This is a genomic window from Mesorhizobium sp. CA8, from assembly GCF_020164955.1.
Taxonomy (GTDB): domain Bacteria; phylum Pseudomonadota; class Alphaproteobacteria; order Rhizobiales; family Rhizobiaceae; genus Mesorhizobium.
The window spans coordinates 20,818-44,857 of the sequence record NZ_JAIUHG010000008.1 but is presented as its reverse complement, the minus strand read 5'-3'; the positions used below and the strand labels follow the sequence as shown (position 1 = coordinate 44,857).

Below are 24,040 nucleotides of genomic sequence, written 5' to 3'. Positions count from 1 at the left end.
GGTGCCGGTTATCACCACCTGCCCCGCCGCTTCCCACGACACCAAGCCGGTGACGCCCGCGGTGAACGCAGCAAGCCACGCAACCCAAAACGAAAGAGGCCCGCCGGGAGCGGCGAGCCTCTTACGGAGCCGAAGTGGAAGTTCGGCGCCGTCATGATCCGGGGGTGTGGATCGACTTGGAATTTAGCCAACAGCGCCCGGCGAGGCGACTTACAAATCTGTAAGCTTCGGCTGAGCCGGGTCCCGCTCATACAAGAGAACCAATTACTATCAGCGACTTGCAGCGAATATCGGGCTTCGAAGCATCGTCTCTCAAACAAACGTGATGAACCCCCGGCGAGCGGCATGGCAAGAGCGGCGGTTCAACGAAACGTGGGCGGCGTCGCGATGCGGCCCGCTTATATGTCAGTCTGCGCCGTCGAGGCGCCGCGCCGGACGAAGGCCCCTGGCCCCGTCCGTGCGTGGCAAGCAGCTCAGGCAGCCTGCGGCCGCCGCATCCTCTCGACCAAAGCCTGCCTTGCCGGTCCGGCAAGCGGCTTGTCCGTCGTCAGCAGGCCATCGAGCAGTGTCAGAAGCTCGCGCGCTGCCGACGACTTGCAGGAATAATAAACCATCTGACGATCGCGGCGGGTTTCGACCAGGCCAAACCTGCGCAGTTTGGCCAGGTGTTGCGACAGCGCTGACTGGCTGAGTTCGACCTTGTCGGCGAGCACGCCGACAGAGAGTTCGCCCTCGGCGAGGTAGTTCATGATGAGCAAACGCTTCTCGTTGCCCATCACCGCAAGAAAGGCTGCCGCGCTTTCTGCGTTGGCGGTAAGTTTCTTGGTCACCATCGATTTCCCCATGGTTCATGCTCTTCCGAAGGCCATGGGGGCAATGGCTTCAGAGTTCCAGAGCGTTGATGAGCCTGCCCCGGTTTGAATGCGGGACCTGCCCTGCTTCTTTTTCGACCAGAACCCTTTCGTAACCCGGTTGCCACCACGTCGGAGGTGCTGGTCTCGGACAGAACGCGCGGCGCTTTTCTGGGCTCAAGTCAATGCAGACTCAGAAAAATTCCGCGCTGCTAATGCGTATCAGCGCAGCGCTCGTTCGGCAAGAATATAACGAGGCCGGCAAAACAGCGGCCAGCCGCAAGTAAGGAAGCACAGCAACCGGTGTGCCCGGCTAAGAAACCTTGGCCACGATGTTGCCGCGACTCACTCCCAATCTCGAAGCGTGCTATTATTGGCCGGGCAAGAGGGGCCGGGCTGGAGGAAGAAGCCATGTCCGTTGTACGCAACACGTTCAACCCCGACGAGACGGCCATGCTTGGCCGTGTCTACCAAAACGGCAATTTCGAAGGCGAGACTGCCGAGCAGAAGGAAGCGCGCGCCTCGCGTATCATCGCTAATTACATGGCGGGTATCACCGACGAGGCGGAACTGGTCGAGCTTTCACGGAGGCCGCTTGGAAGATGAGCAACCTACGCCAGCTTCGTGAAACGCTTCACGCCAAGTTGACGTTTCGCGACGCAACTCTACGATAATATATCGTGTTCCGATATACTTCGGGAGGTTTTAGTGATGATGCAGGGATGGTTCTCCAGGCCGGTCGAAGTCGCCGTCGGGGTGTCCGGCTCGATCCGCCACATATCCAACGCCGAGCAGGCCGTCGAACTGCTGACCGGCCAATGGCGCGATGCCGGCAGCGCGCTACATGGCGCGGCGCTGCGCGCCTGCCGGCGGGCGATCCGTGGCGACGTTGCGGCGGATAACGCCAGGGAGGCCTTCATCATGGCCGCGCGCGAGGCGCACGTACTAGTGGAATAGAACAACGGCGCCCGGCGCTCCACAGGCTGCCTATCGATAGTAAAGCCATAAAAGCACCAGCACCGCTGACGCCGCCGGAGAAAGCAGGATTCGGCCCGAAAGATGCATATGGCCAGCTGAAGCGGAGTGATCATGCCTGGCGGGAAACCGATGCTCTGTTCGAAACGCGCGCGCACGATCCGTCTCAGCGCGCGAGCGGTTCGGTCGCGCTTCCTCGTAGAGCCCGAACGCGGTCGCCATCAAGGTGGCAACGGTCATGGTGGGATGCTAGCACGGCGATAAGCATGAGAGGTCCTCCCGCGTTTCATCAGCCTGCCGGATTCATTAGATCAGGATGACGTTCCGGTAGATCGCCAACCGGTTCCCACTGTGCATCCGCTGACTTTCGGTTCGCAATCTAGCGCCACCCGCGAGAGTACGGCAGTGACTTCGGTCCCGCGATTTTCGACCATCCGCACTCGCCGGATTGGCCGCCCTTGAGCCCGTCCGGACGCAGCGTTTCACCGTTTCACAGAAACGGTGAAACGGTCTATCTCTTTGTCTTTACGCAACTCCGGACGGAAGGCTGCGGCGGAGGCGCCGAGCCACCCGCCCACGCTTTTCCTGGAATTGCCGTAGCCTTGAAATTCTTCGGAACCTAACGCGCGGTGATTGGTTAACGCGCGGGTCCGCAATCGCGGAACCGCATCGGGCGCGTCATCCGGCGCCGATTGCTTGCTCAAAAGACGATCATAAGAACGGAGGAAGTGATGAACGATGTCTGGTTTTCCGAGCCGGTCGTGATCGATTTCCAGCCAAACGGTCAGCGCAAGGTTTCGAGCTGCTTCGAGGCGATGGAATGCCTGGACCAACGCTGGCCCAGACAGGCGCGGGGCGGCGCCTGGCGCTCGGCGAGCCGCGTCTGCCGCGACGCGCTCGATGGGCTGCGCAGCCCGGTGGAAGCCCGCAAGACACTGCGCAAGGCTGCCAAGGTCGCCGGACTGCTGGCGTAGCCTCGATTTTCCCACGGCGCCCGTGAGGGGCGTCACCAAGCCCGTCGCGGTTTCCCATTGCCGCGGCGGGCTTGTGTTTTCATGCAGCGAAGTGGCGGCCGACGCATACTTGGAACGCGTTCAAGCACGCGTCCCGCTGATACATGAAAACGCCGGCCGCTCGGCTTCGGGGTTGCCTGACGGGTTCAGGCCGCTCCATTTCGGCGAGTCGACCGGCAGCCGCAACGCGAGCACCGGGACGTGGTAAATGGGCGGTTACTATCCACAGGCCGTGGCGGCGGATGGTTCAGCCAAAGCCGCCAAGCACTTCCGGGAATTGGACGGCCAGTGCGCCTTCTTCTGCCTGCCGGGCGTAGATTTGATGCATCTTCGCGCCGTCATATCTGGCGCGGCGGCGTTGGACATCGTTTCCGAAAAGACCGGCAACAGCGTCGAAACGGCGCAAAAAGCGCTTCATCACGCCGCGCTCGAAGGGTATGCGCTGCTCGAACGGCTTGCGCCAGGGCGTGTCCCTTGCCAGGTCGCGCCAGATGCTCAGCGCTTCCAGCTCGACCCCAACCTGGTTGCCCCACGGCTTGCCGCCGGCGAAATGCCTGGCCCAAGCCTGGGAGAAGCGGAACTGCCTTGTCCCCAGCGATTGCAGGTTCCAGTTCGGATGCATCGTCTGCCATTTGCCCTCGAAGACGACGTTGAGGGCATTCTGGTCGTTCATCTTGCCTTGAATGGCGGTGTTGCGCGTGCGCTCCAGCAGTCCGTCCGTCCGAACAGCGCCCATGTCGAAAACCACGACACCGGAGTTGAAGTAGGGCGCGCCCGCCTTCAGCCCGAGCTTTTGTCTGTAGGACGGCCGAAAATACATGTAGTCGTCATGCGCCGCGAGCATGGGCGCATGCAGCTGCTGCCCGGCAAGATCGTTGATATCCCTGTTGAAGAGAACATCGCAGTCCGTGTAGGCGACACGATCATATGGCCCAAAAACCGGGAGCTGGTCGGCGAAAAGACGAGTGTAGGCGGCGATGCTGTATGTTCCGAAGCGGAAGCCGTAGCTGGTCATGAAATCCGCGACGTCGACCAGCTCGACCTTGCCTTTCAGCAGATGGCGGCCGGCTTCGAGATCCGGTTCGCTGGCGCCGGTATAGAGCAGGTAGCCGTCGATCGGCGTGGAGACGTCAACGATCCGACGCGCCGCCAGGCTGGCATACGGAAGATATTCAGCATCCGCGGCCAGGAAGAAACACTTCGTCATTCGCACCGCGACCCTTATCCTACTGCGGTGCCTGCCACAAAATGCTTCTCGACGAAAGCCTCGATCGGGCCGGTGAGCGACGCCGCCTCACGCTTGACCTTATCGTCGTCCCAGCGCCACCACTGGATCGCCAGCAGCTTCGCTATGATCTCCTCGGGAAATCGATATCTGATCAGCCGGGCTGGAGACCCCCCGACGATCGCATAGGGCGGCACGTGTTTGGTGACGACGGCACCGGCGCCGACGACTGCACCATCGCCGATCTCCACCCCCGGCAGGATCATCGCGCCATTGCCGATCCAGACATCATTGCCAACAGTGATGCCGGCCGGCTTGCCGCCATTTGCGGTTGGCTCCGGCTGATTCAGCAATCGGCTGTAGATTGGAAACGAGGTTGCGCTCTCGGTCGGATGCTGGCCGGAGCAGATGAAAACCACCCGACCGGCAACTGAGCAGAAAGCGCCGACTTGCAGCGGAGCATCCTTCAAGGGGGCCAAGACTTTTCGCCATGTCACACCATAGGTGTGGCGGCCAACGGTCACATGTTCCGGCAATCCGGAGCGCATATCCCTCAGCCATTTGGAAAGCGCCGACATCCAGATACCTCCCCAATGCTTCTGTGACATAGCCTCGGACCGGCCGAACCATCAACCGGGAACTTTGGCCGGCGCAAGCGAGCGATTCACCGAAAAACCTGTTATCCGCACACCGACGTTGGGAAATTTCGAGTGGATTGCGGTTGCCTGTGTTGGTAGTGGGAGCGTCTCAGACACACTCCCATAGATCGAATGAACGACGTTTTTGGCTATATCGCCTATGGCGATAACGAGGTTTATCACTTTGGCGCGCTGCTCAGCGCGCTTAAGCTTTTGCACAATTGCCCAGGCGCCAAAATAATCGTCGCAACCGACAGACCCGAACTCTTTCGCTTATACCCCGTAGAGACGATCGCAATAACCGCCGACCAGAAAGAGTTGATGTCTTTCGGCTGGCGCTATCATTTCGGCGTCAAGGCTGCATTCCTGATCGAGATCCTGAAGCGAGCGGACCGCCTGATCTTCATGGACTCGGACCACTATCCTTATGTCGATCCATCCAGAGGGTTCCGACAGATTTCACCGACGCGTTCCTTCATGCGTAAGTGTGAGGGTGAGCATCGGCTTTACCCGGTTCTCACAGGCAAAGGCATCAAAATCGGAGACTACACTCTGACTGGGCACGAACCGATGTGGCAAAGCGGAATCCTTGGCATTCATCGAGCCAATATTCGTGCATTAAACGAAGCCTATTCCGCGATGCTGGCCGTACGCGAATTGACCAATACAGATGCGCCGGAGCAGTTTTGCATCGGGGTCGCGCTCTCTCGAAATGGCCTGGCCCTCAGCCGACACCACCTTCCGGTCAGCGACTACAACACACGTGGCAAAAAGGCTTTCGCCAGCCCGCGCGTGCTGCAGTTCTTCAACATGTACGGCGACGCTCCGATAGCCGAACAGGTAAGGAGAGCCGGGTGGTATCGCTTGTGGCGAGCTCCCATGGACCTATGGCGGCAGCGGGATAGGTGGTCGCTTTAAATTGGCCGTGAGATTTTACGGCAAAAGAAGAATGTCTCGCTGTTCGAGCGCGTCGCGAATATTCATTTCCTTTTCGGTTTTGCCACTGGAGACGCCTTCGATGTCTATTCCATTGAAAATGGCGGACTTCCGTTTCTCCTGGCGTCACGTTATGCAGGCCAAATGGGTCTGAAGATCGTCGATGTCATAACCAGAGCGCCGGCAATCATCGCGGCGAAGGAAGCCAGAAATAGGCTAGTATACACGGCTTTCGAGCATCGGGGCCGAGCTGCTGGACGCGCTTTTGCAGACCGCCTGAAAGCCACTGGTGCATCGCGTGTCTGCTTTGCGGTGGCGTTCAACACGCCTTGGGTCATAGATGCGCTGGCCAAGGCCTGGCAAATGCACCCGCCGGGAATGACGCTGGCAGTTGTCGACAATTCGACCGGTCGGGCGTCGAGAGAAGCAATAGAAAGCATCTGCAAGGTAAGAGACGTGCCTTATTTGGCGCTTCCGATGCGGGTAGAAAAACATCTGTCCAGATCGCACGGAACCGCGATAAACTGGACCTATCATAATATCATACGGCACTTGGAGCCTGAGTTATTCGGCTTCATTGATCATGACTGCTTCCCGGTAGTGCCATTTGACATCCCGGCCAAGATGGAAGAAAAGGCTGTCTACGGTAAGCTGTTCCTTCCAGGTCGAAATCATATCCACGAGCCGAAGCCGACCGATCGACACTGGAATTTATGGGCAGGTTTCTGCTTCTATCGCTTCTCCGCCACGGCGGGACGAAAGCTGAACTTCGAACCCCGCTTGAACATGGGGCTCGATACTGGCGGCGCAAACTGGAAAGTCCTTTACTCGCATTTGGACAGGGCAAGTGACGTTGCTGTAGCCGTCGCGCGGGAAAACCCGATGACGATGGCGGGTGCGGTCGGACACCATGAGATCATCGAGGAAGCATTCTTCCATGTTGCCGGCGTATCCTACCCCGACCGTCCCAGTTATCACCGCAGAACAACCGATCATCGAAAACTGATCCGCGACTACGTCTGGAATACATACCTTGGCGGCACGAGCGGCAGGGTAGCCCAAGATTTCTAAGTGCTGACCAGATCTTCGGGCTAGTCCGCCCGAAAACGCAAGCTAAACGACAGGCCCATGAGCCGATCCCGCAGCAATACCCCGATCGTCGGCATGACCACAGCCGACAGCGACAACGCATTCAAGCAAGCCGAGTATCGACGCGAGCGGCGGGTTGTGAAGGTGCGGCTCGAGCTTGACGAGGAAGCATTGCCCATCAAGGAATCCGTGGGCCAGTGAGAAGGACGACAAGCAATGGCTGACCGATCCCTCCCCTGAGCTGATGCGGAAGTAACATCCGTGCAAAACGGCGCCAGAAGGAACTCGCACTGCCAAGTCAAGTCGCAGCGTGAGGCAAAGACGAGAGGATTGTTAAGCTAGCTGGGCGGACTGGGCAAATCCACCAAAGCCGTATTGCCACAGAGTGGCCAGCGCCCGTTCGTTGCCGCGGCGTCTGCCGCAATGATCCGGGCGCCGGCGGTTGTCCAATCGTCTGGGAAGTGGATATGACGCGTTCGTTTTTGCGGTCACTTTGAATGATGCCGCCATCTCTCGCCAGAATGGTTGACTGTAGCCGGGAATTGACCGCCATGCAGCAGCATGGTTCAAGGCTGCATGGCATTGGAACGAACCAACTCTCGGTTTGAATGGATCGACTATGCGCGGTTCGCCGCGGCGCTGTCGGTCATGAGTTATCATTATCTCGTCAACGGTATCCGCAACGGCAAACTGACAGGCATAGGGCCATTCGAGGGGGCCGGAGCGCTGTTTCAATACGGGTATCTGGGTGTCCCGCTCTTTTTTATGATCAGCGGCTTCGTAATCATGTCGTCCGCCCGATCGGGGTCACCGGTGAAGTTTGTGATTTCGCGAGTCTTCAGGCTGTGGCCGGCGTTCGTCTTCTGTATGACATTGACCTCGATTGTGCTTGCCATCTGGCCGTCGCCGTTGATGCCGATATCGGCGGGACAGTATTTCGTCAACCTGACGATGATCCCGACGTCTTTTGGATGGCCAGTTGTCGACGGTGTCTACTGGACCCTCAAAACGGAGATCATCTTCTATGCCTCGGTGCTTGCCATCCTTTCGCTAAACCTGATCAGCTATGCCCAAATTATAGTTGAGATATGGATAGCCTGGCTGATAGTTTCTTTCGCGGTGTGGGGAGGTCATGGGTTCCTTGGGGGATATGACGCGTTCTTCGCCGCCGGGTGCTCCTTCTATTTCATGTACCAGGACGGTTTCTCTCCGCGGACACTGCTCGCGACCTCAGCCTGTGCAGTCATGGGCCTCTGTGTTGCCGAATTGCCCACCACGGACTTCATTAATGCGACCTATGGCCCGACGCTTTCGCGCTACGTCGTTGGGGTTATCGTGCTCGGGTTCTTTGTCGTCTTCCTGGGTATGAAGGCATCCAGAGCCGAATCGAAACCATTGCCTTTTGCGAGACAGATCGGCGCGTTGACCTATCCAATGTACCTTCTGCACGCGTATATAGGATACACGTTGATGTCGCGGTTCGGATCCTCGGATCGCCCCCTTTTTACTGTCTTTATCATGGCTGTGGCAGTTCTCATCGCAAGCTATTTGGTAGCCCGTTTCGTTGAGCTGCCGGTGCAAAGACTTCGCCCTGTCGCGGAGCGTGGGCTTAGCATGCTTCTTCGTCCAGCCCGAGGAACTACTCCTTCAGAGCAGCCTGAAGCCTAAATTAGAAGGCCGGTGCTCTATCCAGCTGAGCTACAGGGCCGGCTAGCAAAGTTTGTTAAGCCGCGCGCAAAGTCGGTATAGCGCTCACATCCACTTCCCGTTCGGCGTGCCAGGCATCATGGGCCGCCTGCATGCGAAGCCAGATTGCAGCGCCGTCGCCGAACATTTTTCCGAGCCGAGCCGCGATGGCCGGCGATACCGGCTTCCGTTCGCGGGTGATATCGTAGAGCTGCTGTCGGGAGATTCCGAGCAGCCTGGCAATTTCCACCTTGGTCTTTCCAGTCGCTGGGATGATGTCCTCAAGCAGCGCTCCCGGGTGGGACGGGCAACGCTCGACGGGACGCTTCGGCTTGTGCTCGCTCATAAATCCAATTTCCCCAATCTGTCCGCCTCAATGATACTGTTCGAAATCGACGCGGGCGGCGTCTTGGCCGTCGAATTCAAATGTGAGGCACCACGGGCCGTTCACGTGGAACCGTATAGCGGGTCGGGTCGAAGCCTCTCAGCGTGTGAAAATCAAACCCTGGCAGGTTCATATCTTCCGGCCGCTCGGACGCCTCAAGGCGGTCAAGCCTGATCAGGATGCGCTTATGCATCTTGACATCGATCTTCCCGGTTTTCCCGGTCTCGAACAAATCGGCTAGCGCTTTGCTCTTGAATGACTTGATCATGCCACACGTAAGCAGATAGCTTACATAAGTCAAGCAAATGTAAGCAGAACGCGTACATTACCATCGACAAGAATGCCAAAGATTGGCGATCCCGGCAGGATTCGAACCTGCGACCATCGGCTTAGAAGGCCGGTGCTCTATCCAGCTGAGCTACGGGACCGTCGGCCGGGCTAGGCCGGCTGGTCTATCATGCCGCGCGACGAAAGACTCGAAAATCAGTGCGTCCAGGGCGTCCTGCGGTCATAGCGGAAATTGTCCGAATAGGAAATCTGCCGGCGCTTAGCTTCCTTGGGCTCTTCAACCCGGTAGGCGATCTTTTCCTTCTCGGCATAGGCGATCGCCTCTTCCTTCGTATCGAAGGTGAGCTTCACCTGGCTCAGCATGTCGCCCGAGGAGGTGTAGCCCATCAGCGGGTCGATCTTCTTGCGCTGGGCGGGCTCGAATTCGAGCACCCAATGTCCGGTCTTGGCCTTGCCGGACTGCATCGCGGTTTTGGCTGGACTGAAAATGCGCGCGGACATGACCACCTCGTTGCCGCCCGGGGACCGGGCACCGTTGTTCAGCGCGCTATTTCCAGGATCCCATCGGGAGCCTGAACCTCGCGCCAATCCGTCATTACTGTGCAATGACCGCTGCGGCAAGGCCGCAGCGGCCCGGCGCACGCTATGGCGCAGGGAACCTCGCTGCGCTGCCGACATTATCGAAACGTCGGGCAGGCCGCGCCGTGCCGGCCTTCCCTGTAAGCCATCAGCAAAACGGACGTTTCGCCATGACCGATGCAACCGAACACGCCGTCCTCCAGCTCGCCGTGCTTGTCGGCAGCCTGCGCGCCCAGTCCTTCAGCCGCAAGATCGCCAAGGCGCTGGCCGCCCGCGCGCCGGATTCGGTGCGCTGCCGTTTCGTCGAGATCGGCGAGTTGCCGCTTTATAACGAGGATCTGGACGGCGACAGCCCGCCGGCGGCATGGTCGGCCTTCCGCGCGGCGATAAAAGAATGCGACGCGGTGCTGTTCGTCACCCCGGAATATAACCGCTCAATCCCGGGCTGCCTGAAGAATGCGCTCGATGTCGGCTCGCGTCCGTCCGGCAAGAGCGTGTTCAAGGGCCTGCCCGCCGGGGTCGTCAGCGTCAGCCCCAGCAAGATCGGCGCCTTCGGCTCCAACCAGGCGCTCAGGCAGACCTTCGTCTTCCTCGACATGCCGGTGATGCAGCAGCCGGAGGCCTATATCGGCAATGTCGCGGAGCTGCTCGACGATAAGGGGGCCGTTACCAATGCCGATACCGCAGCCTTCCTCGAGAATTTCATGGCCGGCCTGGAAAGCTGGGTCAGGAGGGTGCATCCCGGCGGCTCGTCCTTCGATGCCTTCATGAAGCAGCGCGAGAAGATCGCTGAGGATTATGTCAACGGCGATCCCACGTCGCTGAAGGCGATCGTCACCCATGCCGGGCCGGCGACGTTCTTTTCGCCGCGCGGCGATCATCTCGAAGGCGCCGAGGCGATTGCGGGCCGCTACGAACGCGACGCGGCGAGCTTCCAAAAGGGCGGCAGCACCGACCTCGAGGTGCTGCAGGCTGCGGCAAGCGGCGATCTGGCCTTCTGGACCGGCTTGCAGCATGCCAAGACGCGCATGGGCAGGAACGGCGAGGCGACCGAGATGACCTTGCGGGTGACGGAAGTGTTCCGATTGGAGGACGGCGGGTTCAAGCTGGTGCATCGCCACGCCGACCCGGTTCATTAGCCGGCGCTCGTACCAATCCGCGACACAATGCCGGAGGTTTTTGCAACAGCCACCTATTCCTTTTGGCGGGTGGGCGGCATATGTCAGATACAGGATCATGCCACTTGAAAGGCATGATGACGGCGATAAAGACACAAATGGGCGCGGAAGCGAAAGTCTTGCCGTCGGGGGTCGGCGAGCCAGCGATATTGGACGGAGCGATTGTCATCGGCGCGGGCGCCGCAGGGCTTGCCGCCGCGCATGCGCTGGCCAGGGCCGGCGTGACGGTGCAAATCCTGGAACGCGAGCGGCGGCTGGCCGAGCCCTGGCATCGCCGTCACGATAATCTGCACCTCAACACGCATCGTGACCTCTCCTCATTGCCCGGCGTTTCCTTTCCGGCAGGGACGCCGGCTTTTCCGCATCGCAGCGCCGTCATCCGTCATCTCAACGATTTCGCCGAAACGCACCGGCTGCCGATCGCCTTCGACGTCAAGGTCGACGAAATCGAATTCCATGGCGACCACTGGCTGCTGCGGACAAGCGCGGGGCTGAAGGCGGCACGGCATGTGGTGATCGCCACCGGACGCGACCGGCAACCCTTCATTCCGGCCTGGAAGGGCATGGAGGATTTTTCGGGGTCGGTCATCCACTCGGCCGAGTTCGGCAAGGCGAGCGACTATGCCGGCAAGAAAGTGCTGGTGGTCGGCGCCGGCAATTCCGGCTTCGACACGCTCAACCATCTTTCCCGCGTCGAGACGGGTCTGATGTGGCTTGCGGCACGCAACGGACCTTCGCTGCTGCCCAAGCGCATCGGCAAGATCGCCGTGCATCGCATATCGCCGCTCATGGCCAGCCTGCCCACAAGGCTCGCGGACGCGGTGATGGCGGCAACGCAGCGCCTGGTGTTCGGCGATCTGACGAAATACGGCCTGCCGCCTGCCCCGGCGGGCGGCGCCAGCCGGCTCGGCTCCGACTATACGGCGATCGCCGCCGACGACGGCGCGGTCGAGGCCATCAAGGCAGGGCGCATCATCGTGGTGCCGCAACTGCGCGAATTCAGGCGCGACGGCGTCGTACTGGACGGTGGCCAGACGATCGCGCCCGACATCGTCATTGCCGCCACCGGCTACCGTACCGGGCTGGAGACGATGCTGGGCCGACTCGGCGTGCTCGACGCCAAGGGCGTGCCGCTGTTCAATGGCGCCGCGAACGATCCGAAGCTGCCCGGACTCTGGTTCACCGGCATGCGCCCGAGCATTCGCGGCTGCTTTGCCAATGCGAGAATCCAGGGCACCGCGATCGCCAAGAAGATCGCCGGCCAGCAGCGCCAGAGCTGATCGGCATTTCTGCATGAAGGCCGCGAAGGCATCGGCGCAGGCGGCAAGGCTTTCAAACGCCGCTTGCAGCCACGCCTTGCAGGTCACGGTAGCGATCCGGGCACCGTAGGCGAACCGAGGGCTGGCGCTCTTCAACACTGCGGCATCGATCCAGGTCGGGCCTGCCGTTTTTGTGTTGCCTTCCGGGCGCCCGCCCCCTATACGCCGCGGGACGTCGGAGTGTAGCGCAGCCTGGTAGCGCACCTGATTTGGGATCAGGGGGTCGCGTGTTCGAATCACGCCACTCCGACCATCGCTTCCTTCCTCGACCAAATCGGTCTCGCCTTTCCTGCATTACAGCCGGAAGGACAGGGACAATTGAGACGCCAACACTTTCCAGGCAGCGGCTGACATGGGGGCTCCGCGATCTGCGGTCCTCCTCTCATCAACGACGCACGTCAATGCGGCCTCGCCATAAGTGGCGGCAGCTTGCTGCTCGATGCGGGACAGGCTCACGGCAAGCGGGACGAGCCATTCAACGCCGCAGTTCGGAGGAACGGTAAACCCGCCGGGCGAGAACCCCAACACCTCGAGCCCGGCGAGCCTACAACCCGATCTGGAACGCGATCGGGACCGGGATCAACCGGCGACGGCTGCGTTGCAAAAGTGATGCCTGAAAGATTGTTCCGAAACGGGACGGCTACGCCGCATGCTCCCACGGATTGATAACCGGCACCCCGGCCGCCTGAAACGGCGCGATGTCGCGTGACGCGGCCTGGAAGCCCTTCGCGGCGGCGATGGCTGCGATATACCCGACAGGCACGGGAAATCCCTTTCCGGCCGTTCTGGCCTTTACAGCAAGACCGGCATAGCGACGTGCCGCCTCGGCGTCGAAGACCAGGATACGTTGATCGAAGATTGCACAAATCCCGGCAAACGTTTCGGCCAGCGCGTTCTTGCGGCGGCTTGCTGCCATGGCCTCAATCCCGAACAGCACTTCCGCAAGCGTGATGCTGGAAAGGTAGAGTGTTTCGGCGGCCTGAGCATCCAGCCAAGCCAAGACTGTGGGATGCGGCTCTGCCCTCATCACCTCCGACACAACATTGGTGTCCAGGAGGATCATTCGAATTTCAGGGGCTCGGCAGGGCTTTTGTCCAAGGCTTGCTCCAGAGCATCGACATCCTCGTCTTTCACACCGGCCCGGCGAGCGATGCTTGCAAGCAAGGAGCCCAGTTTGACACGGCCCTCCGGCCGGACGGCATCCTCAAGGATGGCGCGGATTTCCGCTTCCGTGCTGCGGCCGTTGATGGCCGCGCGCACGCGCAGGGCGCGATGTGTCTCTTCCGGAAGATTTCTGATCGTGACCGCTGTCATTGATATCGATTCGATCTCGTTGCTATCACATAGCATAGTGGACCCTGATTGTCACGCGCAGGCAGTTCAGCCTCAAATATCGAACTCGCCCTGCCCTTCGTCCATGGCGCTGACGGTCTCGGCGGCCAAAGCGCGGGTGATCGGCGTCTTGCGTTCGAGCGCGGCGCGGTCGAGGCGTTCGACGACGCGCATGGCGGTGCCGAGCGAGCGCTCGATGCGGCGCACCAGATATTGCACCACATGCGGCTCGACCTCTACCTGCCGGTCTGCGAAGAGCTTTGTGAGCACGCCGGCGAGCAGCAGGTCGTCGGGCTCGTGGATCTCGATCGTCGCCGCCGCCTTCAATCGCGAAACGAGATCCGGCAGCGCGACGCGCCAAGCCGAAGGGAAACGCCGCGCGGTGAGCAGCAGCGTCGAGCCCGCGCCGCGCACGGCGTTGATCAGGTGGAACAGGCCCGGCTCGTCGATCGCCGCCTTGTCGATGTCATCGACGAGCACCGGCCTGCTGCCGAGACCGGCAATGTGCTCGCCGATCCGACCGGGATCAACGATGACGGCGTGCGCCCTATCCTGCCAGATGCGGGCGAGATGCGTCTTACCGGAGCCGGGCGGCCCGGCCAGCACGACCACCGGCGACGGCCAGTCCGGCCAGCGGTCGATCAGCGATGCCGCTTGCGCATTGGTGCCCGAGACGACGAGCTCGTCGCGCGAATAGCCGGTGCCGTGGCCGAGATCGAGCGGCAGCTGGCGCGGTGTATCTGCTGGCTGGGCAGCCATTTCAGCCCCGAGACGAGCGGTGGCCGCCACGGCGATCGGCCGGCAATGGCGGCGCGGGCTGAGTGCCGTTGCCCTTATAGAGCGGCGATTCGAGATAGCGGCCGATGGCGAAGCGCACCAGCACGGCAATCGCCGCCGAGGCCGGCACGGCAATCAAAAGGCCGACGAAACCGAACAGCGCGCCGAAGGCAAACAGCGCGAACATCAGCCATACCGGGTGCAGGCCGACGCTCTTTCCGACCAGCCGGGGCTGCAGGATGTTGCCCTCGATGAACTGGCCGACGAAAAACACGCAGGCCACAAGCAAGACCATCGTCCAGTCCGGCCAGAACTGTACGAAGGCTACGCCGACGGCGAGTACCAGCCCGGTCAGCGAGCCGACATAGGGGATGAAGGAGATCAGCCCGGCGAAGAAGCCGATGAGGATGGCGAAGTTCAAGCCGGTCAGCGTCAGTCCCGTGGCATACATGGCGCCGAGCACCAGGCAGAGCGTGCCCTGCCCGCGCACGAAGCCGGCGGTGGCGGTGTTGATCTCGCGAGCGAGCGTTCTGACCGTCTCGACATAGTCGCGCGGCACCCAGCTGTCGACAACGGCCACCATGCGGTCCCAGTCGAGCAGCATGTAGAAGGCGACGACCGGGGTAACGACGAACAGGCTGACCACCGAAACCAGCGCCACGCCCGAGCTCCAGATCGAGGTGAAGACGGTGGTAAGCAGCCCGAAGCCGGTGGTGAGCAGCGAATTCAGCCCCTCGCGCAAGCCTGCGGCGTTGACGCCAAAACGCTGCTCCAGCCATTTCGGGTCGAAGCTGGTGATGAGCGATTGCAGGCGGGTGAGATATTCCGGCAGCTTGCGGGCGAAATCGGCCATTTGCGTGGCCAGCACCGGCACCAGGATGACGAAGGCCAGCACCACGACTACGATGAAGGCGATCAGGATCACCACCGTCGCCATCAGGCGCGACAGGCCTAGCCGCTGCAGCCAGTCGGCGACCGGGTCGAGGAAATAGGCGAGCACCATGCCGGCCACGAACGGCAGGAGGATGCCTGAGAAGATATAGAGGAACAGCGCCAGCAGGACCGCGGTCACCAGCCAGAAGAAGACCTGGCGGCGAAGCCCGCCCGAGCCGTCGTCAGCGACGATCACCGCGCCGTCATTGTCAGGCGTCCGTGCTGGAGCCGCCCGACTTGCCGATGCCCGACTTGATGTCGCCCGACTTGATGTTGTCGGTTGGGGAGTTGCTCGTCCGGGAGCCTTCGCCATAGCCGCTCATATGCCTTAGCCAAGCCACGAGATAGGCTGCGGCCGAAGCCACGGTCAAGACCCCGGTCAGCAATATGAGCGCGGTCCGCAGCGGGCCCAGCTGCACCGAAAAGGCGAGTTCGCCCAGCACAAGCGACGCCAGCACGATCTGCGCCGCGGTGTTGATCTTTGAAACGAGGAGCGGCTTCACCTCGATCGGATGGCTCATCACGCTGGACAAGAGCACGGCGCAAACGATCAGCCCGTCGCGCGAGACCATGGTTACCACCAGCCAGAGCGGCAGCTCGCCGGCAAAGCCCATGACGACGAAGACCGAGACCAGCAGGAGCTTGTCGGCGACCGCATCGAGATAGGCGCCGAGGCGGGACGATTGGTTCCAGCGACGCGCGATAAAGCCATCGACACCATCGGAAATGCCGGCGACGAGGAATCCGGCGAAGGCCCAACCCCAAAGCCACTGCAGCATGGCCAACACCACGGCCGGCACCAGCAGCAGCCGCATGATCGTAATCATGTTGGGAAGGGTCACGTGAGGTCCCGTCGTGATTTTGTTTGAGAATAAATGATGGAGATACGTAAATTGGGCAAGGGAGAAGCGGCGTGAAGCCGCCGATCTCCCCCCTTGCGGGGGAGATGCCTGGCAAGGCAGAGGGGGTGCTGTCCGTCGGCATCTCGGAGTTTTTCTTTCGCCGTGCCGGCAGAACCATTATCGATGCTGGTATTCCTTCACACCCCCCTCTGTGCTGCCGGACATCTCCCCGCAAGGGGCGAGATTGGCCGCCATCTCGGCCTTCGCCAATCGCCTATGTCGGTGCCCACTTTCCACGATTTTGTCAGTCGCAACGACATCCTTGCTCCCCGAAACCATTCATGCGAAGAGCCCGCAATGACAAACAGGGACGAGCCGACGATGAGCAAGGGCGAAAAGGCCAAGCGCAAGAACGGGCTCACCTATGCCGAGGCTGGCGTCGACATCGATGCCGGCAATCTGATGGTCGAGAAGATCAAGCCGCTGGTGCGCGCCACGCGCCGGCCGGGCGCCGATGGCGAGATCGGCGGCTTCGGCGGACTGTTCGATCTCAAGGCCGCCGGCTTCACCGATCCGGTGCTGGTCGCCGCCAATGACGGCGTCGGCACCAAGCTCAAGATCGCCATCGATGCCGGCAAGCACGACACGATCGGGATCGACCTCGTCGCCATGTGCGTCAACGACATCGTCGTGCAGGGCGCGGAGCCTTTGTTCTTCCTCGACTATTTCGCCACAGGTAAGCTCGACCCCGAGCAGGGCGCATCGATCGTCGGGGGCATCGCGCAGGGCTGCCGGCAGGCCGGCTGCGCGCTGATCGGCGGCGAGACCGCCGAAATGCCTGGCATGTATAACGACAAGGATTATGACCTTGCGGGCTTCGCGGTAGGTGCGGCCGAGCGCGGGCAACTGCTGCCGACCGACGACATCGTCGAAGGCGACGTGCTGCTCGGCCTTACTTCGTCCGGCCTGCATTCCAACGGCTTTTCGCTGGTGCGCCGGATCGTCGCCGCGAGCGGCCTCGGCTGGAGCGATCCAGCGCCGTTCAACGAAGAGCTCAGCCTCGCCGAGGCGCTGCTCGAGCCGACGCGCATCTATGTGAAGTCGATCCTCAAGGCGATCCGCAACACGCATGGCATCAAGGCGCTCGCCCACATCACCGGCGGCGGTTTCCCGGAAAATATCCCGCGCGTTTTGCCCAAGGATTTTTCGGCCGAGCTCGACCTCGAGGCGATCGACGTGCCGCCAGTGTTCTCGTGGCTGGCCAAGACCGGCGGGGTCGCGCCGGAAGAGATGATGCGCACCTTCAACTGCGGCATCGGCATGATCCTCGCCGTCGCCTCCGGCCAGGCGGCGCAGGTCGCGGCGGTGCTGCAGGAGGCCGGCGAGACGGTGACGCCGATCGGCCGCATCGTGCCGCGCCGCGACGCCGGCGTCATCTACAGGGGCTCGATCGGCCTATGAGCAGGAAACGCACGGTCGTCCTGATCTCGGGACGCGGCTCCAACATGACGGCGCTGATCGCGGCCGCCGCCGATCCAAGCTATCCGGCGGAAATCGTCGGCGTCATTTCCGACCGCGCCAACGCGGCCGGCCTCGGCATCGCCCAGTCGCGCGGCATCGCCACCAAGCTCATCCAGCGCGCCGATCATCCGAGCAAGGACGCCTATGACGCCGCGATCGACGCCGCGCTCACGAGCTTCGGCGCCGATATCGTCGCCTTGGCCGGCTATATGCGCATTCTCGGCCGCGGCCTCGTCGAGAAATGGCAGGGACACATGGTCAACATCCACCCTGCACTGCTGCCGGCGTTCAAGGGGCTGGACACGCATGCGCGCGCAATCCGTGCGGGCGTTCGCATCCATGGCTGCTCGGTGCATTTTGTCACGCCCGAGATGGATGACGGCCCGATCATCGCGCAGGCCGCCGTGCCGGTCATGGTCGGCGACAACGAAGACATGCTGGCGGCTCGGGTGCTGAAGGCCGAGCACCGGCTCTACCCGCTGGCGCTGGGTCTGGTCGCCGAAGGCAAGGCGCGCATGGAAAAGGGCCACACCGTGTTTGCCCATTTCGTCGACGATGCCGAAAACGCCACCTCGGTGGTGATGGCGCCGGACCCGCTGCGCGAGGAGACTGATCTCGAACAGCTGGCGCGGATCACGCCGTAGGGGCTGCAATGCCTGTGAGACAGTTGCTCATCCTTCGCCACGCCAAGTCGAGCCGGGACGATCCCAAACTTGAGGATTTCGACCGGCCGCTGGCCCCGCGCGGCTTGAAGACGGCGCCGTTGATGGGGCGAGAGCTTGCGCGACGCGGCTGGTTGCCGGATCTGGCGCTGGTCTCGCCGGCGCTGCGCACACGCGACACCTGGAGGCTGGTCGCGGCCGAACTGCCGAAGCATGTGCAGGCGGAGTTCGCCGAGGAGCTCTACGAGGCGACGCCGGCCGCCATCCTGGCGCGCGTGCGCCAGGTCAAAGCTACAAGTGTGCTGGTGATCGGCCACAATCCCGGCCTGCAGCATTTTGCGCTTCAGCTGGCGGGCGCCGGATCGGATCAGGGCGTGTTCAAGAAGATCGAAGCGAAGTTTCCGACGGCGGCACTTGCGCGGCTCACGCTGGACGAGGATTGGGCAAATCTCGACTTCCACGGTGCGCGGCTGACGCATTGCGTGAGGCCGAAGGATTTGACGTAGAGCCCGAAGCCGGCCAGTCCATAAGCAAGGCGGCGGGCTTTGCCGCCGCCTTCAATATTTTCAGAGACGGGGTCAATTGCCCCAATTGTCCGATGGCGGACCCGGCCAATCCGCAGCGCCGGTCGCACCAGTCTTCATCTCGGTATCGACCTTCGGGGCCGGCTTGACTGTCTTGTGCTTCGGGATCGAAGCCGTGACGCTGGTGTCGGAGCCAACGGCGGCGGCTTGGTTCACGCCATCAGCGCCGTAGTGATCGCTGCCGGCGGATGCGGTGCTCATGGCGGCGGCAAGTATGGCGGCCGCGACTAATGCAATCCTGGTCATGTTCCATTTCCTCGTTTCGTGTCTTTCATCGGCGGTGGCCTTGGGAGGATGGCCCCGCTGCCGAAAAGACCCGCGGCGGCCGGGATTTATTCCCGGCGGGTCGCCTTTTCAGCGGCCACAATGCGTCGACCAAGACCTCGCCGGAAAAAAGACTATTGCAACTGCTTGTGATACAAACTCTTGTGAAGGCGACTTGATATTGCCGCTAGGCGGCTGCACAAAAGCAGGCGGCGGGACAGGCCCGCCGCCTGCTATTTTCCGGGTCGGATCAGTGGTTGCCGAACAGGTTGTGATCGGCGCCCTGCACCACCGGCCTTCGGACATCCGCGTCCGACTTCGCGATCGAGGTCGTCACGGTCCGGTCGATGGTGACGCCCGGCTGGTTGGCATCGGCCGCTCTGTAATTGTCCGAGCCGGCGAAGGCGGCACCGGTGGCAGTGAGAAGGGCGACGGCGATAAGTGCGATCTTGGTCATTTCAAATACTCCTGGTTCTGGGTTGCGCTGTTTGATCGGGCGCGATTGACGATCCGATGACCCGGTGGATCGGCACAGCCTCGGACATCGCCCGGGCGCTGCCCGCTCGTTCCACTCACTTGAATTTCCTTGCATCGGCCCCGTTTATCGGCCCTTGCTCCCACTTCGGAGACGCCCAAGACGTCGTTACAGGCATCACCGCTTCGTGATGAATGCTTGATAAACCACCATGAAAGCCGGCCCAGCGGCCAGCCGGCGGCATAAAAGCAAAGCGGCGGGACAAGCCCGCCGCTTTGAGGTCTGTCGAGGACAGAACCGTTTAGTGGTTGCCGAACAGGTCGTGATTGGCACCTTGGACGACCGGCTTCTGGGCATCCGCATCCGACTTCTTGACCGAAGCGGTGAGCGAGGTGTCGACCGAAGCGGCCGGCTGGTTGGCATTAGCCGAACCGTAGTTGTCCGAGCCGGCGAAGGCGGCACCAGTGGCAACGAGAAGGGCAGCGGCGGTAAGAGCGATCTTGGTCATTTGAGTTACTCCAAATTCAAGTTTGTTGGTTCGAAGGTTCGCCACGCGAACCGATTAGCGGTTGCCGAACAAGTTGTGGTCTGCGCCCGTGACGACCGGCTTCTGTACGTCCGCGTCCGAGTTGTTCGTGGAAGCGGTGATCGAGTTGTCGACCGAGGCGGCCGGCTGGTTGACATTGGCCGAGCCGTAGTTGTCCGAGCCGGCAAAAGCGGCACCGGTAGCAACGAGAAGAGCAGCGGCGGTAAGAGCGATCTTGGTCATTTGAGGTACTCCAGATTCAAAGTTGTTGGTTGACATTGGTCAGGGAGGGACCGCTTAGCGGCCCCAGATGCCCTGGCCGGATTCCGGCTGGTTCTGAGCCGGCTTGATGTGAAGGTCGCGTTGCTCGAACTTGCGGATCGAACCCGTGACGGTGTTGTCGACCTTGCCCGCCGGAGCGGTCACGGCCGGCTGGTTGACGTTGTCGGAACCGTAATGGTCGCTGCCGGCGAAAGCGCTGCCCGTAGCAACGAGGAAAGCAGCGGCGGCAAAAGCAATCTTCTTCATTTTAGATACTCCAGATTTCAAAGTCGTGTCCGTCTAGTGGCGTGCCGTAATGGAAATTCGCGTCGCTCGGACCACCCCGAAATGGGTCGGCCTTGTTGCCATTTCCAATCACGAAAAGTTGTGAACCGAACCGTTCGGTTCGATCTTGAAATTGACTGCACGACGCATCGGCCACATTCTTATCGTTTGGGATCAATGCCTTACGACGATCGTGGCGCGATGCGGCATCTGGGTAACGGTGCTGCTGTTCACCCCAGCTATACGAACCGTCAACATTAATTGAACCGAACGGTTCGGTTTCATCGTTTGCAGGACCGAACAGATGGCTCGGCAGGAGCCACGACGGGGGGTCGACCGCCGAGAAACCACGTTTGCCTTGCACGCGGATCGATACTATCGGTTGCCTCGGGAACCAATTTGGACGCCGCCTGCCCTTTGGCGACGGTCGATGTCATTGGGAGGAAACAGCGACAAACGATGCGGCTGCTGCTTGTCGAGGACAATCGTGAACTGGCCGATTGGCTGAGCAAGACACTGCGCCAGGCGAGCTATGTCGTCGACGTCGTACATGACGGCGAGGATGTCGAGCATGCTTTGGCTGCCGGCGACCATGCCCTGATCATCCTCGACCTTGCCCTGCCCCGCATGGGCGGCATGGAGGTGCTGAAAAGACTGCGGGCGCGCGGCAACCCGGTGCCGGTGATCGTGCTCACCGCCAATGCCAGCCTCGATGGCCGGGTCAAGGGCCTCAACGAAGGCGCCGACGACTATCTGGCGAAACCCTTCCAGATCGAGGAGTTGGAGGCGCGCATCCGCGTGCAGCTGCGCCGCGCCAACGATCGCACCGCGCCGGTCATTGCCTGCGGCGACCTTGTCTTTGACACCAACACCCGCCTGTTCTCGCTTGCCGGCGCGACGCTGACGCTGACGCCGCGCGAGCACGCTGTGCTGGAACAACTCGTCGTCAAAGCCGGCCGCACGGTGAGCAAGACGGCGCTGTCGGCCGCGATCTACGACTTCGAGACCGACGCCGATCCCAGCGCCATCGAAATTTATGTGCACCGCCTGCGCAAGAAGCTCGAGGGCTCGCGCGTCCAGATCGCCACCTTGCGCGGCCTCGGCTACCTCCTGCGCCATGACGATCCGGCGCCATGAGGATCGGCAGGCTTCGGATCAGCAGCCTTCGCCTGCAATTGCTGGCATGGGTGGTGCTGCCGCTGGCGGGGCTCACCGCCATCAATTTGTGGACCAGCCACGGCAATGCGCTCGCGACTGCCGATTTGATTGCCGACCGGATGTTGATGGCGTCGGCGCGCGCCATCGCCGAGCAGGTCGCGGTGAAAGACGGCGTGCTCGACGCTATCATCCCGCCGGCGGCAATCGAAATGTTCGATACCGGCGACCGTGACCGGGTCTACTACCATGTCGAGACCGCGGGCGGACGCCTGCTTACCGGCTATCCCGACCTGCCCAAGGCGACAAACCGCGGCAGCATCGAGACCGGCTTTCGCGATCACCGTCTGCGGCTCGCAACGCTAAGCCATACAGTAATCGGCGCCGGCGCGGATTCGCCGATCACGGTCACAGTCGGCGTGACGCTCGGGGGGCATGACGCGATGGTGAGGCGTCTGTGGTTGAGCGCCTTCGGCCAGCAACTGGCGCTGGTGGCGATTGCCGGCGTGTTTGTGCTGCTTGGCCTGCGCCGAGGGCTGGCGCCGCTGATCCGGCTGCGCGACGCCGTGCGCTCGCGACACCGCAGCGATCTCGAGCCGGTCGAGGTCGCGGGCGCACAAAGCGAGATCCGGCCGCTGATCGAGGCGCTCAACGCCTATATGGAGCGCGTGCGGGGGCAGATGGCGGCGCAGCGCCGCTTCATCGCCAATGCCGCGCACCAGCTGCGCACGCCACTGGCGCTGTTGTCGACACAGGCAAGCTATGCCTTGCGAGAAACCGCGACCGACCGGCGACAGGAGGCGCTGGTAGCGTTGCAGGCAAGCTCCGGCAAGCTGGCACGCCTCGCCGAGCAACTTCTTACGCTCTCGCGTGCCGAGCCCGGCAGTCGCCGGCCGCGTGCCGACCGCATCGACCTCACCGACGCCGCCCGCCAGGTGCTGGAAAGCCAAGCGCCGAAAGCGATCGAACGCAACATTGACCTCGGCCTCGAGGAGAGCGGGCCGGTGCCCGTGATCGGCGACGGCACGATGCTGCGAGAGATGATCGTCAACCTGGTCGACAACGCGCTGCGCCACTCCAAAGCCGGCGGGAGCGTGACGGTCAAGCTCGCCGCCGTCGATGGCGAGGCGGCGCTCACCGTCACCGATGACGGGCCTGGCATTCCAGCGGAAGAGCGCGAGCATGTCTTCGAGCGCTTCTACCGCATTGCTGGATCTACGGAGGAAGGCAGCGGGCTCGGCCTGGCCATCGTGCGCGAGGTGGTCGAGAATGCCGGTGGCGGCGTCACGCTGGGCGACGCTGCCATGGGTGGGCTGAAGGTCGAGGTCCGGCTGCCGCTGGCCGGCTCCTGAAGGGCGGCCGCCGGCGAAGCGTTATCTTGCCTACTGCGTCTCGTGCAACGGCTGCGGCCGCCACTTCGCCAACCGGCTCTCGACCAGCGTCATCAGATACTCGGCGCCGAGCGCCACGACCATCACGATGACGATCGCTGCATACATGCCGGCGGCGTCGAACGAGCCTTTGGCGACGTTGATCAACAGGCCAATGCCGAAGCGCGAACCGACGAACTCGCCGACGATAGCGCCGATGATGGCAAAGCCGAAGCTGACATGCAGGCTGGCGAAGATCCAGCTCATTGCCGACGGCACGATGACAGAGCGCGTCAGCTGCCAATCGGAGGCGCCGAGGATGCGGGCATTGGCGATCATCGCCCGGTCGGCCTCACGCACACCCTGGAAGGCGTTGTGGAAGACGACGAAGAAAACCATGACGAAGGCCAGCGCCACCTTGGAGGCAAGCCCGAGGCCGAGGATCATGATGAAGATCGGCGCCAGCACCACGCGCGGGATCGAGTTGATCACCTTGATGTAGACCGAGAAGATGTCGGCGGCCATGCGGTTGCGGCCGAGCGCGACGCCGATGACGATGCCGGCAATCGAGCCGGTGACGAATCCCAGCACCGACTCCTCCATGGTGACATAGAGATGGTACCAGAGCGGACCTTCCGAGGTGCCCTCGGTGATCCACTCATAGAGCCGGCCGGCGATCGTGCTCGGCATGGCGTAGAAGAAGGGGTCGATCCAGGCCATGCGGCCGGCGATTTCCCACAAGCTGAGGAAGGCGATCAGGATACCCAGCCGCCAGAACGTGACGGTGCGGCGGCGATGGGCGGCGGCCCTCGCGGCCGCCGCCTCGATCTCGGCGTCCGAGGTGCCGGGCCGGAAGCTGGCCGTGGTGATGTTGACGGTGGCGTCTGTCAT

General features: G+C 62.0%; 32 protein-coding genes, 2 tRNA genes and 2 pseudogenes. 16 read left to right on the top strand and 20 right to left on the bottom strand.

All coding sequences use genetic code 11. The features are described from left to right. Positions 1-473 precede the first annotated feature (473 nt). The gene (locus LB553_RS11190) at positions 474-833 is read right to left on the bottom strand and encodes an ArsR/SmtB family transcription factor (protein WP_095767198.1); all 360 of its coding nucleotides are present in this window, start codon (positions 831-833) and stop codon (positions 474-476) included. A gap of 429 nt (positions 834-1,262) precedes the next feature. Between LB553_RS11190 and LB553_RS11185 the strand changes: the two genes are divergently transcribed. Together LB553_RS11185 and LB553_RS11180 are read left to right on the top strand one after the other, a co-directional pair. Next, on the top strand, positions 1,263-1,457 hold the full coding sequence (locus LB553_RS11185; RefSeq protein ID WP_224513140.1) for a hypothetical protein: 195 nt from the start codon (positions 1,263-1,265) through the stop codon (positions 1,455-1,457). A gap of 105 nt (positions 1,458-1,562) precedes the next feature. After that, positions 1,563-1,808: a DUF982 domain-containing protein gene (locus tag LB553_RS11180; protein ID WP_224513138.1), complete on the top strand. Its 246-nt coding sequence runs from the start codon at positions 1,563-1,565 to the stop codon at positions 1,806-1,808. Positions 1,809-2,308: 500 nt separating this feature from the next. Here the strand turns inward: LB553_RS11180 and LB553_RS11175 are convergent, their stop codons facing one another. Then, positions 2,309-2,530, bottom strand: a complete 222-nt coding sequence (locus LB553_RS11175; RefSeq protein WP_224513136.1) for a hypothetical protein — start codon at positions 2,528-2,530, stop codon at positions 2,309-2,311. 27 nt (positions 2,531-2,557) lie between these two features. Here LB553_RS11175 and LB553_RS11170 point away from each other — a divergent pair, with 27 nt between their 5' ends. Continuing rightward, positions 2,558-2,800, top strand: coding sequence for a DUF982 domain-containing protein (locus LB553_RS11170; protein WP_224513134.1), 243 nt, complete (start codon positions 2,558-2,560; stop codon positions 2,798-2,800). A 286-nt stretch (positions 2,801-3,086) separates the two neighbouring features. Here the strand turns inward: LB553_RS11170 and LB553_RS11165 are convergent, their stop codons facing one another. Together LB553_RS11165 and LB553_RS30690 are read right to left on the bottom strand one after the other, a co-directional pair. Next, positions 3,087-4,046 carry a glycosyltransferase family 8 protein gene (locus LB553_RS11165; RefSeq protein WP_224513132.1) on the bottom strand — a complete coding sequence of 320 codons (960 nt, stop codon included), beginning with the start codon at positions 4,044-4,046 and terminating at the stop codon, positions 3,087-3,089. 14 nt (positions 4,047-4,060) lie between these two features. Continuing rightward, positions 4,061-4,642: a CatB-related O-acetyltransferase gene (locus tag LB553_RS30690; RefSeq protein WP_318011493.1), complete on the bottom strand. Its 582-nt coding sequence runs from the start codon at positions 4,640-4,642 to the stop codon at positions 4,061-4,063. A gap of 192 nt (positions 4,643-4,834) precedes the next feature. Here LB553_RS30690 and LB553_RS11155 point away from each other — a divergent pair, with 192 nt between their 5' ends. From LB553_RS11155 to LB553_RS11140, 4 genes are all read left to right on the top strand, one after another. Further along, on the top strand, positions 4,835-5,620 hold the full coding sequence (locus LB553_RS11155; RefSeq protein ID WP_224513130.1) for a hypothetical protein: 786 nt from the start codon (positions 4,835-4,837) through the stop codon (positions 5,618-5,620). Between the two features lie 162 nt (positions 5,621-5,782). Next, positions 5,783-6,709 carry a hypothetical protein gene (locus tag LB553_RS11150; protein WP_224513128.1) on the top strand — a complete coding sequence of 309 codons (927 nt, stop codon included), beginning with the start codon at positions 5,783-5,785 and terminating at the stop codon, positions 6,707-6,709. Positions 6,710-6,766: 57 nt separating this feature from the next. After that, positions 6,767-6,928, top strand: coding sequence for a hypothetical protein (locus LB553_RS11145; protein WP_224513126.1), 162 nt, complete (start codon positions 6,767-6,769; stop codon positions 6,926-6,928). Between the two features lie 375 nt (positions 6,929-7,303). Next, on the top strand, positions 7,304-8,395 hold the full coding sequence (locus LB553_RS11140; protein WP_224513124.1) for an acyltransferase family protein: 1,092 nt from the start codon (positions 7,304-7,306) through the stop codon (positions 8,393-8,395). A 55-nt stretch (positions 8,396-8,450) separates the two neighbouring features. Here the strand turns inward: LB553_RS11140 and LB553_RS11135 are convergent, their stop codons facing one another. From LB553_RS11135 to LB553_RS11120, 4 genes and pseudogenes are all read right to left on the bottom strand, one after another. Next, on the bottom strand, positions 8,451-8,759 hold the full coding sequence (locus tag LB553_RS11135; protein WP_224513121.1) for a HigA family addiction module antitoxin: 309 nt from the start codon (positions 8,757-8,759) through the stop codon (positions 8,451-8,453). Positions 8,760-8,786: 27 nt separating this feature from the next. Continuing rightward, positions 8,787-9,066, bottom strand: a pseudogene (locus LB553_RS11130) (type II toxin-antitoxin system RelE/ParE family toxin). A gap of 83 nt (positions 9,067-9,149) precedes the next feature. Beyond that, positions 9,150-9,226 (bottom strand) — tRNA-Arg (locus LB553_RS11125). A 55-nt stretch (positions 9,227-9,281) separates the two neighbouring features. Next, positions 9,282-9,587, bottom strand: coding sequence for an ETC complex I subunit (locus tag LB553_RS11120; RefSeq protein ID WP_224513119.1), 306 nt, complete (start codon positions 9,585-9,587; stop codon positions 9,282-9,284). 248 nt (positions 9,588-9,835) lie between these two features. Here LB553_RS11120 and LB553_RS30785 point away from each other — a divergent pair. The 4 genes and pseudogenes from LB553_RS30785 to LB553_RS11100 form a co-directional block, all read left to right on the top strand. Further along, a pseudogene (locus tag LB553_RS30785) lies at positions 9,836-10,396 on the top strand (NADPH-dependent FMN reductase); the annotation flags it as partial. Next, positions 10,370-10,804, top strand: coding sequence for a YybH family protein (locus LB553_RS30780; RefSeq protein ID WP_411962214.1), 435 nt, complete (start codon positions 10,370-10,372; stop codon positions 10,802-10,804). The pseudogene LB553_RS30785 and the gene LB553_RS30780, both read left to right, overlap by 27 nt. 137 nt (positions 10,805-10,941) lie before the next feature. Further along, positions 10,942-12,123, top strand: a complete 1,182-nt coding sequence (locus LB553_RS11105; protein WP_224513499.1) for a flavin-containing monooxygenase — start codon at positions 10,942-10,944, stop codon at positions 12,121-12,123. Between the two features lie 215 nt (positions 12,124-12,338). After that, positions 12,339-12,415 (top strand) — tRNA-Pro (locus LB553_RS11100). Between the two features lie 387 nt (positions 12,416-12,802). On the opposite strand, the gene LB553_RS11095 is transcribed toward LB553_RS11100, so the two are convergent. From LB553_RS11095 to LB553_RS11075, 5 genes are all read right to left on the bottom strand, one after another. Next, complete coding sequence (locus tag LB553_RS11095; RefSeq protein WP_224513118.1) at positions 12,803-13,225, bottom strand: type II toxin-antitoxin system VapC family toxin; 423 nt, start codon at positions 13,223-13,225, stop codon at positions 12,803-12,805. After that, positions 13,222-13,476, bottom strand: coding sequence for a FitA-like ribbon-helix-helix domain-containing protein (locus tag LB553_RS11090; protein ID WP_224513115.1), 255 nt, complete (start codon positions 13,474-13,476; stop codon positions 13,222-13,224). Before LB553_RS11090 ends, LB553_RS11095 begins: the two co-directional genes overlap by 4 nt. A 72-nt stretch (positions 13,477-13,548) precedes the next feature. Further along, complete coding sequence (hdaA, locus tag LB553_RS11085) at positions 13,549-14,253, bottom strand: DnaA regulatory inactivator HdaA (protein ID WP_224513113.1); 705 nt, start codon at positions 14,251-14,253, stop codon at positions 13,549-13,551. Between the two features lies 1 nt (position 14,254). Next, a complete protein-coding gene (locus tag LB553_RS11080; RefSeq protein WP_263484013.1) occupies positions 14,255-15,517 on the bottom strand; it encodes an AI-2E family transporter in 1,263 nt (420 codons plus the stop codon). Further along, the gene (locus LB553_RS11075) at positions 15,414-16,046 is read right to left on the bottom strand and encodes a CDP-alcohol phosphatidyltransferase family protein (protein ID WP_224513109.1); all 633 of its coding nucleotides are present in this window, start codon (positions 16,044-16,046) and stop codon (positions 15,414-15,416) included. The genes LB553_RS11080 and LB553_RS11075 overlap by 104 nt, the downstream gene beginning before the upstream one ends. A 381-nt stretch (positions 16,047-16,427) precedes the next feature. Here LB553_RS11075 and purM point away from each other — a divergent pair, with 381 nt between their 5' ends. Genes purM through LB553_RS11060 form a run of 3 tightly spaced genes read left to right on the top strand, consistent with a single transcriptional unit; the run spans position 16,428 to position 18,735 of the window. Beyond that, on the top strand, positions 16,428-17,507 hold the full coding sequence (gene purM, locus LB553_RS11070; protein ID WP_224513496.1) for a phosphoribosylformylglycinamidine cyclo-ligase: 1,080 nt from the start codon (positions 16,428-16,430) through the stop codon (positions 17,505-17,507). Beyond that, entirely contained in the window at positions 17,504-18,211 is a 708-nt protein-coding gene (purN, locus tag LB553_RS11065; RefSeq protein ID WP_224513108.1) for a phosphoribosylglycinamide formyltransferase, read from the top strand. The genes purM and purN overlap by 4 nt, the downstream gene beginning before the upstream one ends. 8 nt (positions 18,212-18,219) lie before the next feature. Then, the gene (locus tag LB553_RS11060; RefSeq protein ID WP_224513106.1) at positions 18,220-18,735 is read left to right on the top strand and encodes a SixA phosphatase family protein; all 516 of its coding nucleotides are present in this window, start codon (positions 18,220-18,222) and stop codon (positions 18,733-18,735) included. Positions 18,736-18,807: 72 nt separating this feature from the next. Here LB553_RS11060 and LB553_RS11055 read toward each other — a convergent pair whose 3' ends face one another. From LB553_RS11055 to LB553_RS11030, 6 genes are all read right to left on the bottom strand, one after another. Continuing rightward, positions 18,808-19,059 carry a DUF680 domain-containing protein gene (locus LB553_RS11055; RefSeq protein ID WP_224513104.1) on the bottom strand — a complete coding sequence of 84 codons (252 nt, stop codon included), beginning with the start codon at positions 19,057-19,059 and terminating at the stop codon, positions 18,808-18,810. A 268-nt stretch (positions 19,060-19,327) separates the two neighbouring features. After that, positions 19,328-19,534: a DUF680 domain-containing protein gene (locus LB553_RS11050; RefSeq protein WP_224513103.1), complete on the bottom strand. Its 207-nt coding sequence runs from the start codon at positions 19,532-19,534 to the stop codon at positions 19,328-19,330. A 319-nt stretch (positions 19,535-19,853) separates the two neighbouring features. Further along, a complete protein-coding gene (locus LB553_RS11045) occupies positions 19,854-20,060 on the bottom strand; it encodes a DUF680 domain-containing protein (protein WP_224513101.1) in 207 nt (68 codons plus the stop codon). A gap of 54 nt (positions 20,061-20,114) precedes the next feature. Next, on the bottom strand, positions 20,115-20,321 hold the full coding sequence (locus LB553_RS11040; protein ID WP_224513100.1) for a DUF680 domain-containing protein: 207 nt from the start codon (positions 20,319-20,321) through the stop codon (positions 20,115-20,117). 54 nt (positions 20,322-20,375) lie between these two features. Next, positions 20,376-20,606 (bottom strand): DUF680 domain-containing protein, encoded by a 231-nt coding sequence (locus tag LB553_RS11035; RefSeq protein WP_224513099.1) that lies wholly within the window; start codon positions 20,604-20,606, stop codon positions 20,376-20,378. A gap of 1 nt (position 20,607) precedes the next feature. After that, a complete protein-coding gene (locus tag LB553_RS11030) occupies positions 20,608-20,988 on the bottom strand; it encodes a hypothetical protein (RefSeq protein ID WP_224513098.1) in 381 nt (126 codons plus the stop codon). Positions 20,989-21,083: 95 nt separating this feature from the next. On the opposite strand from LB553_RS11030, the gene LB553_RS11025 reads away from it, so the two are divergent. Then, positions 21,084-21,761 (top strand): response regulator, encoded by a 678-nt coding sequence (locus LB553_RS11025; RefSeq protein WP_224513097.1) that lies wholly within the window; start codon positions 21,084-21,086, stop codon positions 21,759-21,761. After that, a complete protein-coding gene (locus tag LB553_RS11020; RefSeq protein ID WP_224513096.1) occupies positions 21,758-23,131 on the top strand; it encodes a sensor histidine kinase in 1,374 nt (457 codons plus the stop codon). The genes LB553_RS11025 and LB553_RS11020 overlap by 4 nt, the downstream gene beginning before the upstream one ends. 30 nt (positions 23,132-23,161) lie before the next feature. Here LB553_RS11020 and LB553_RS11015 read toward each other — a convergent pair whose 3' ends face one another. Continuing rightward, a complete protein-coding gene (locus LB553_RS11015) occupies positions 23,162-24,040 on the bottom strand; it encodes an ABC transporter permease (protein WP_224513095.1) in 879 nt (292 codons plus the stop codon).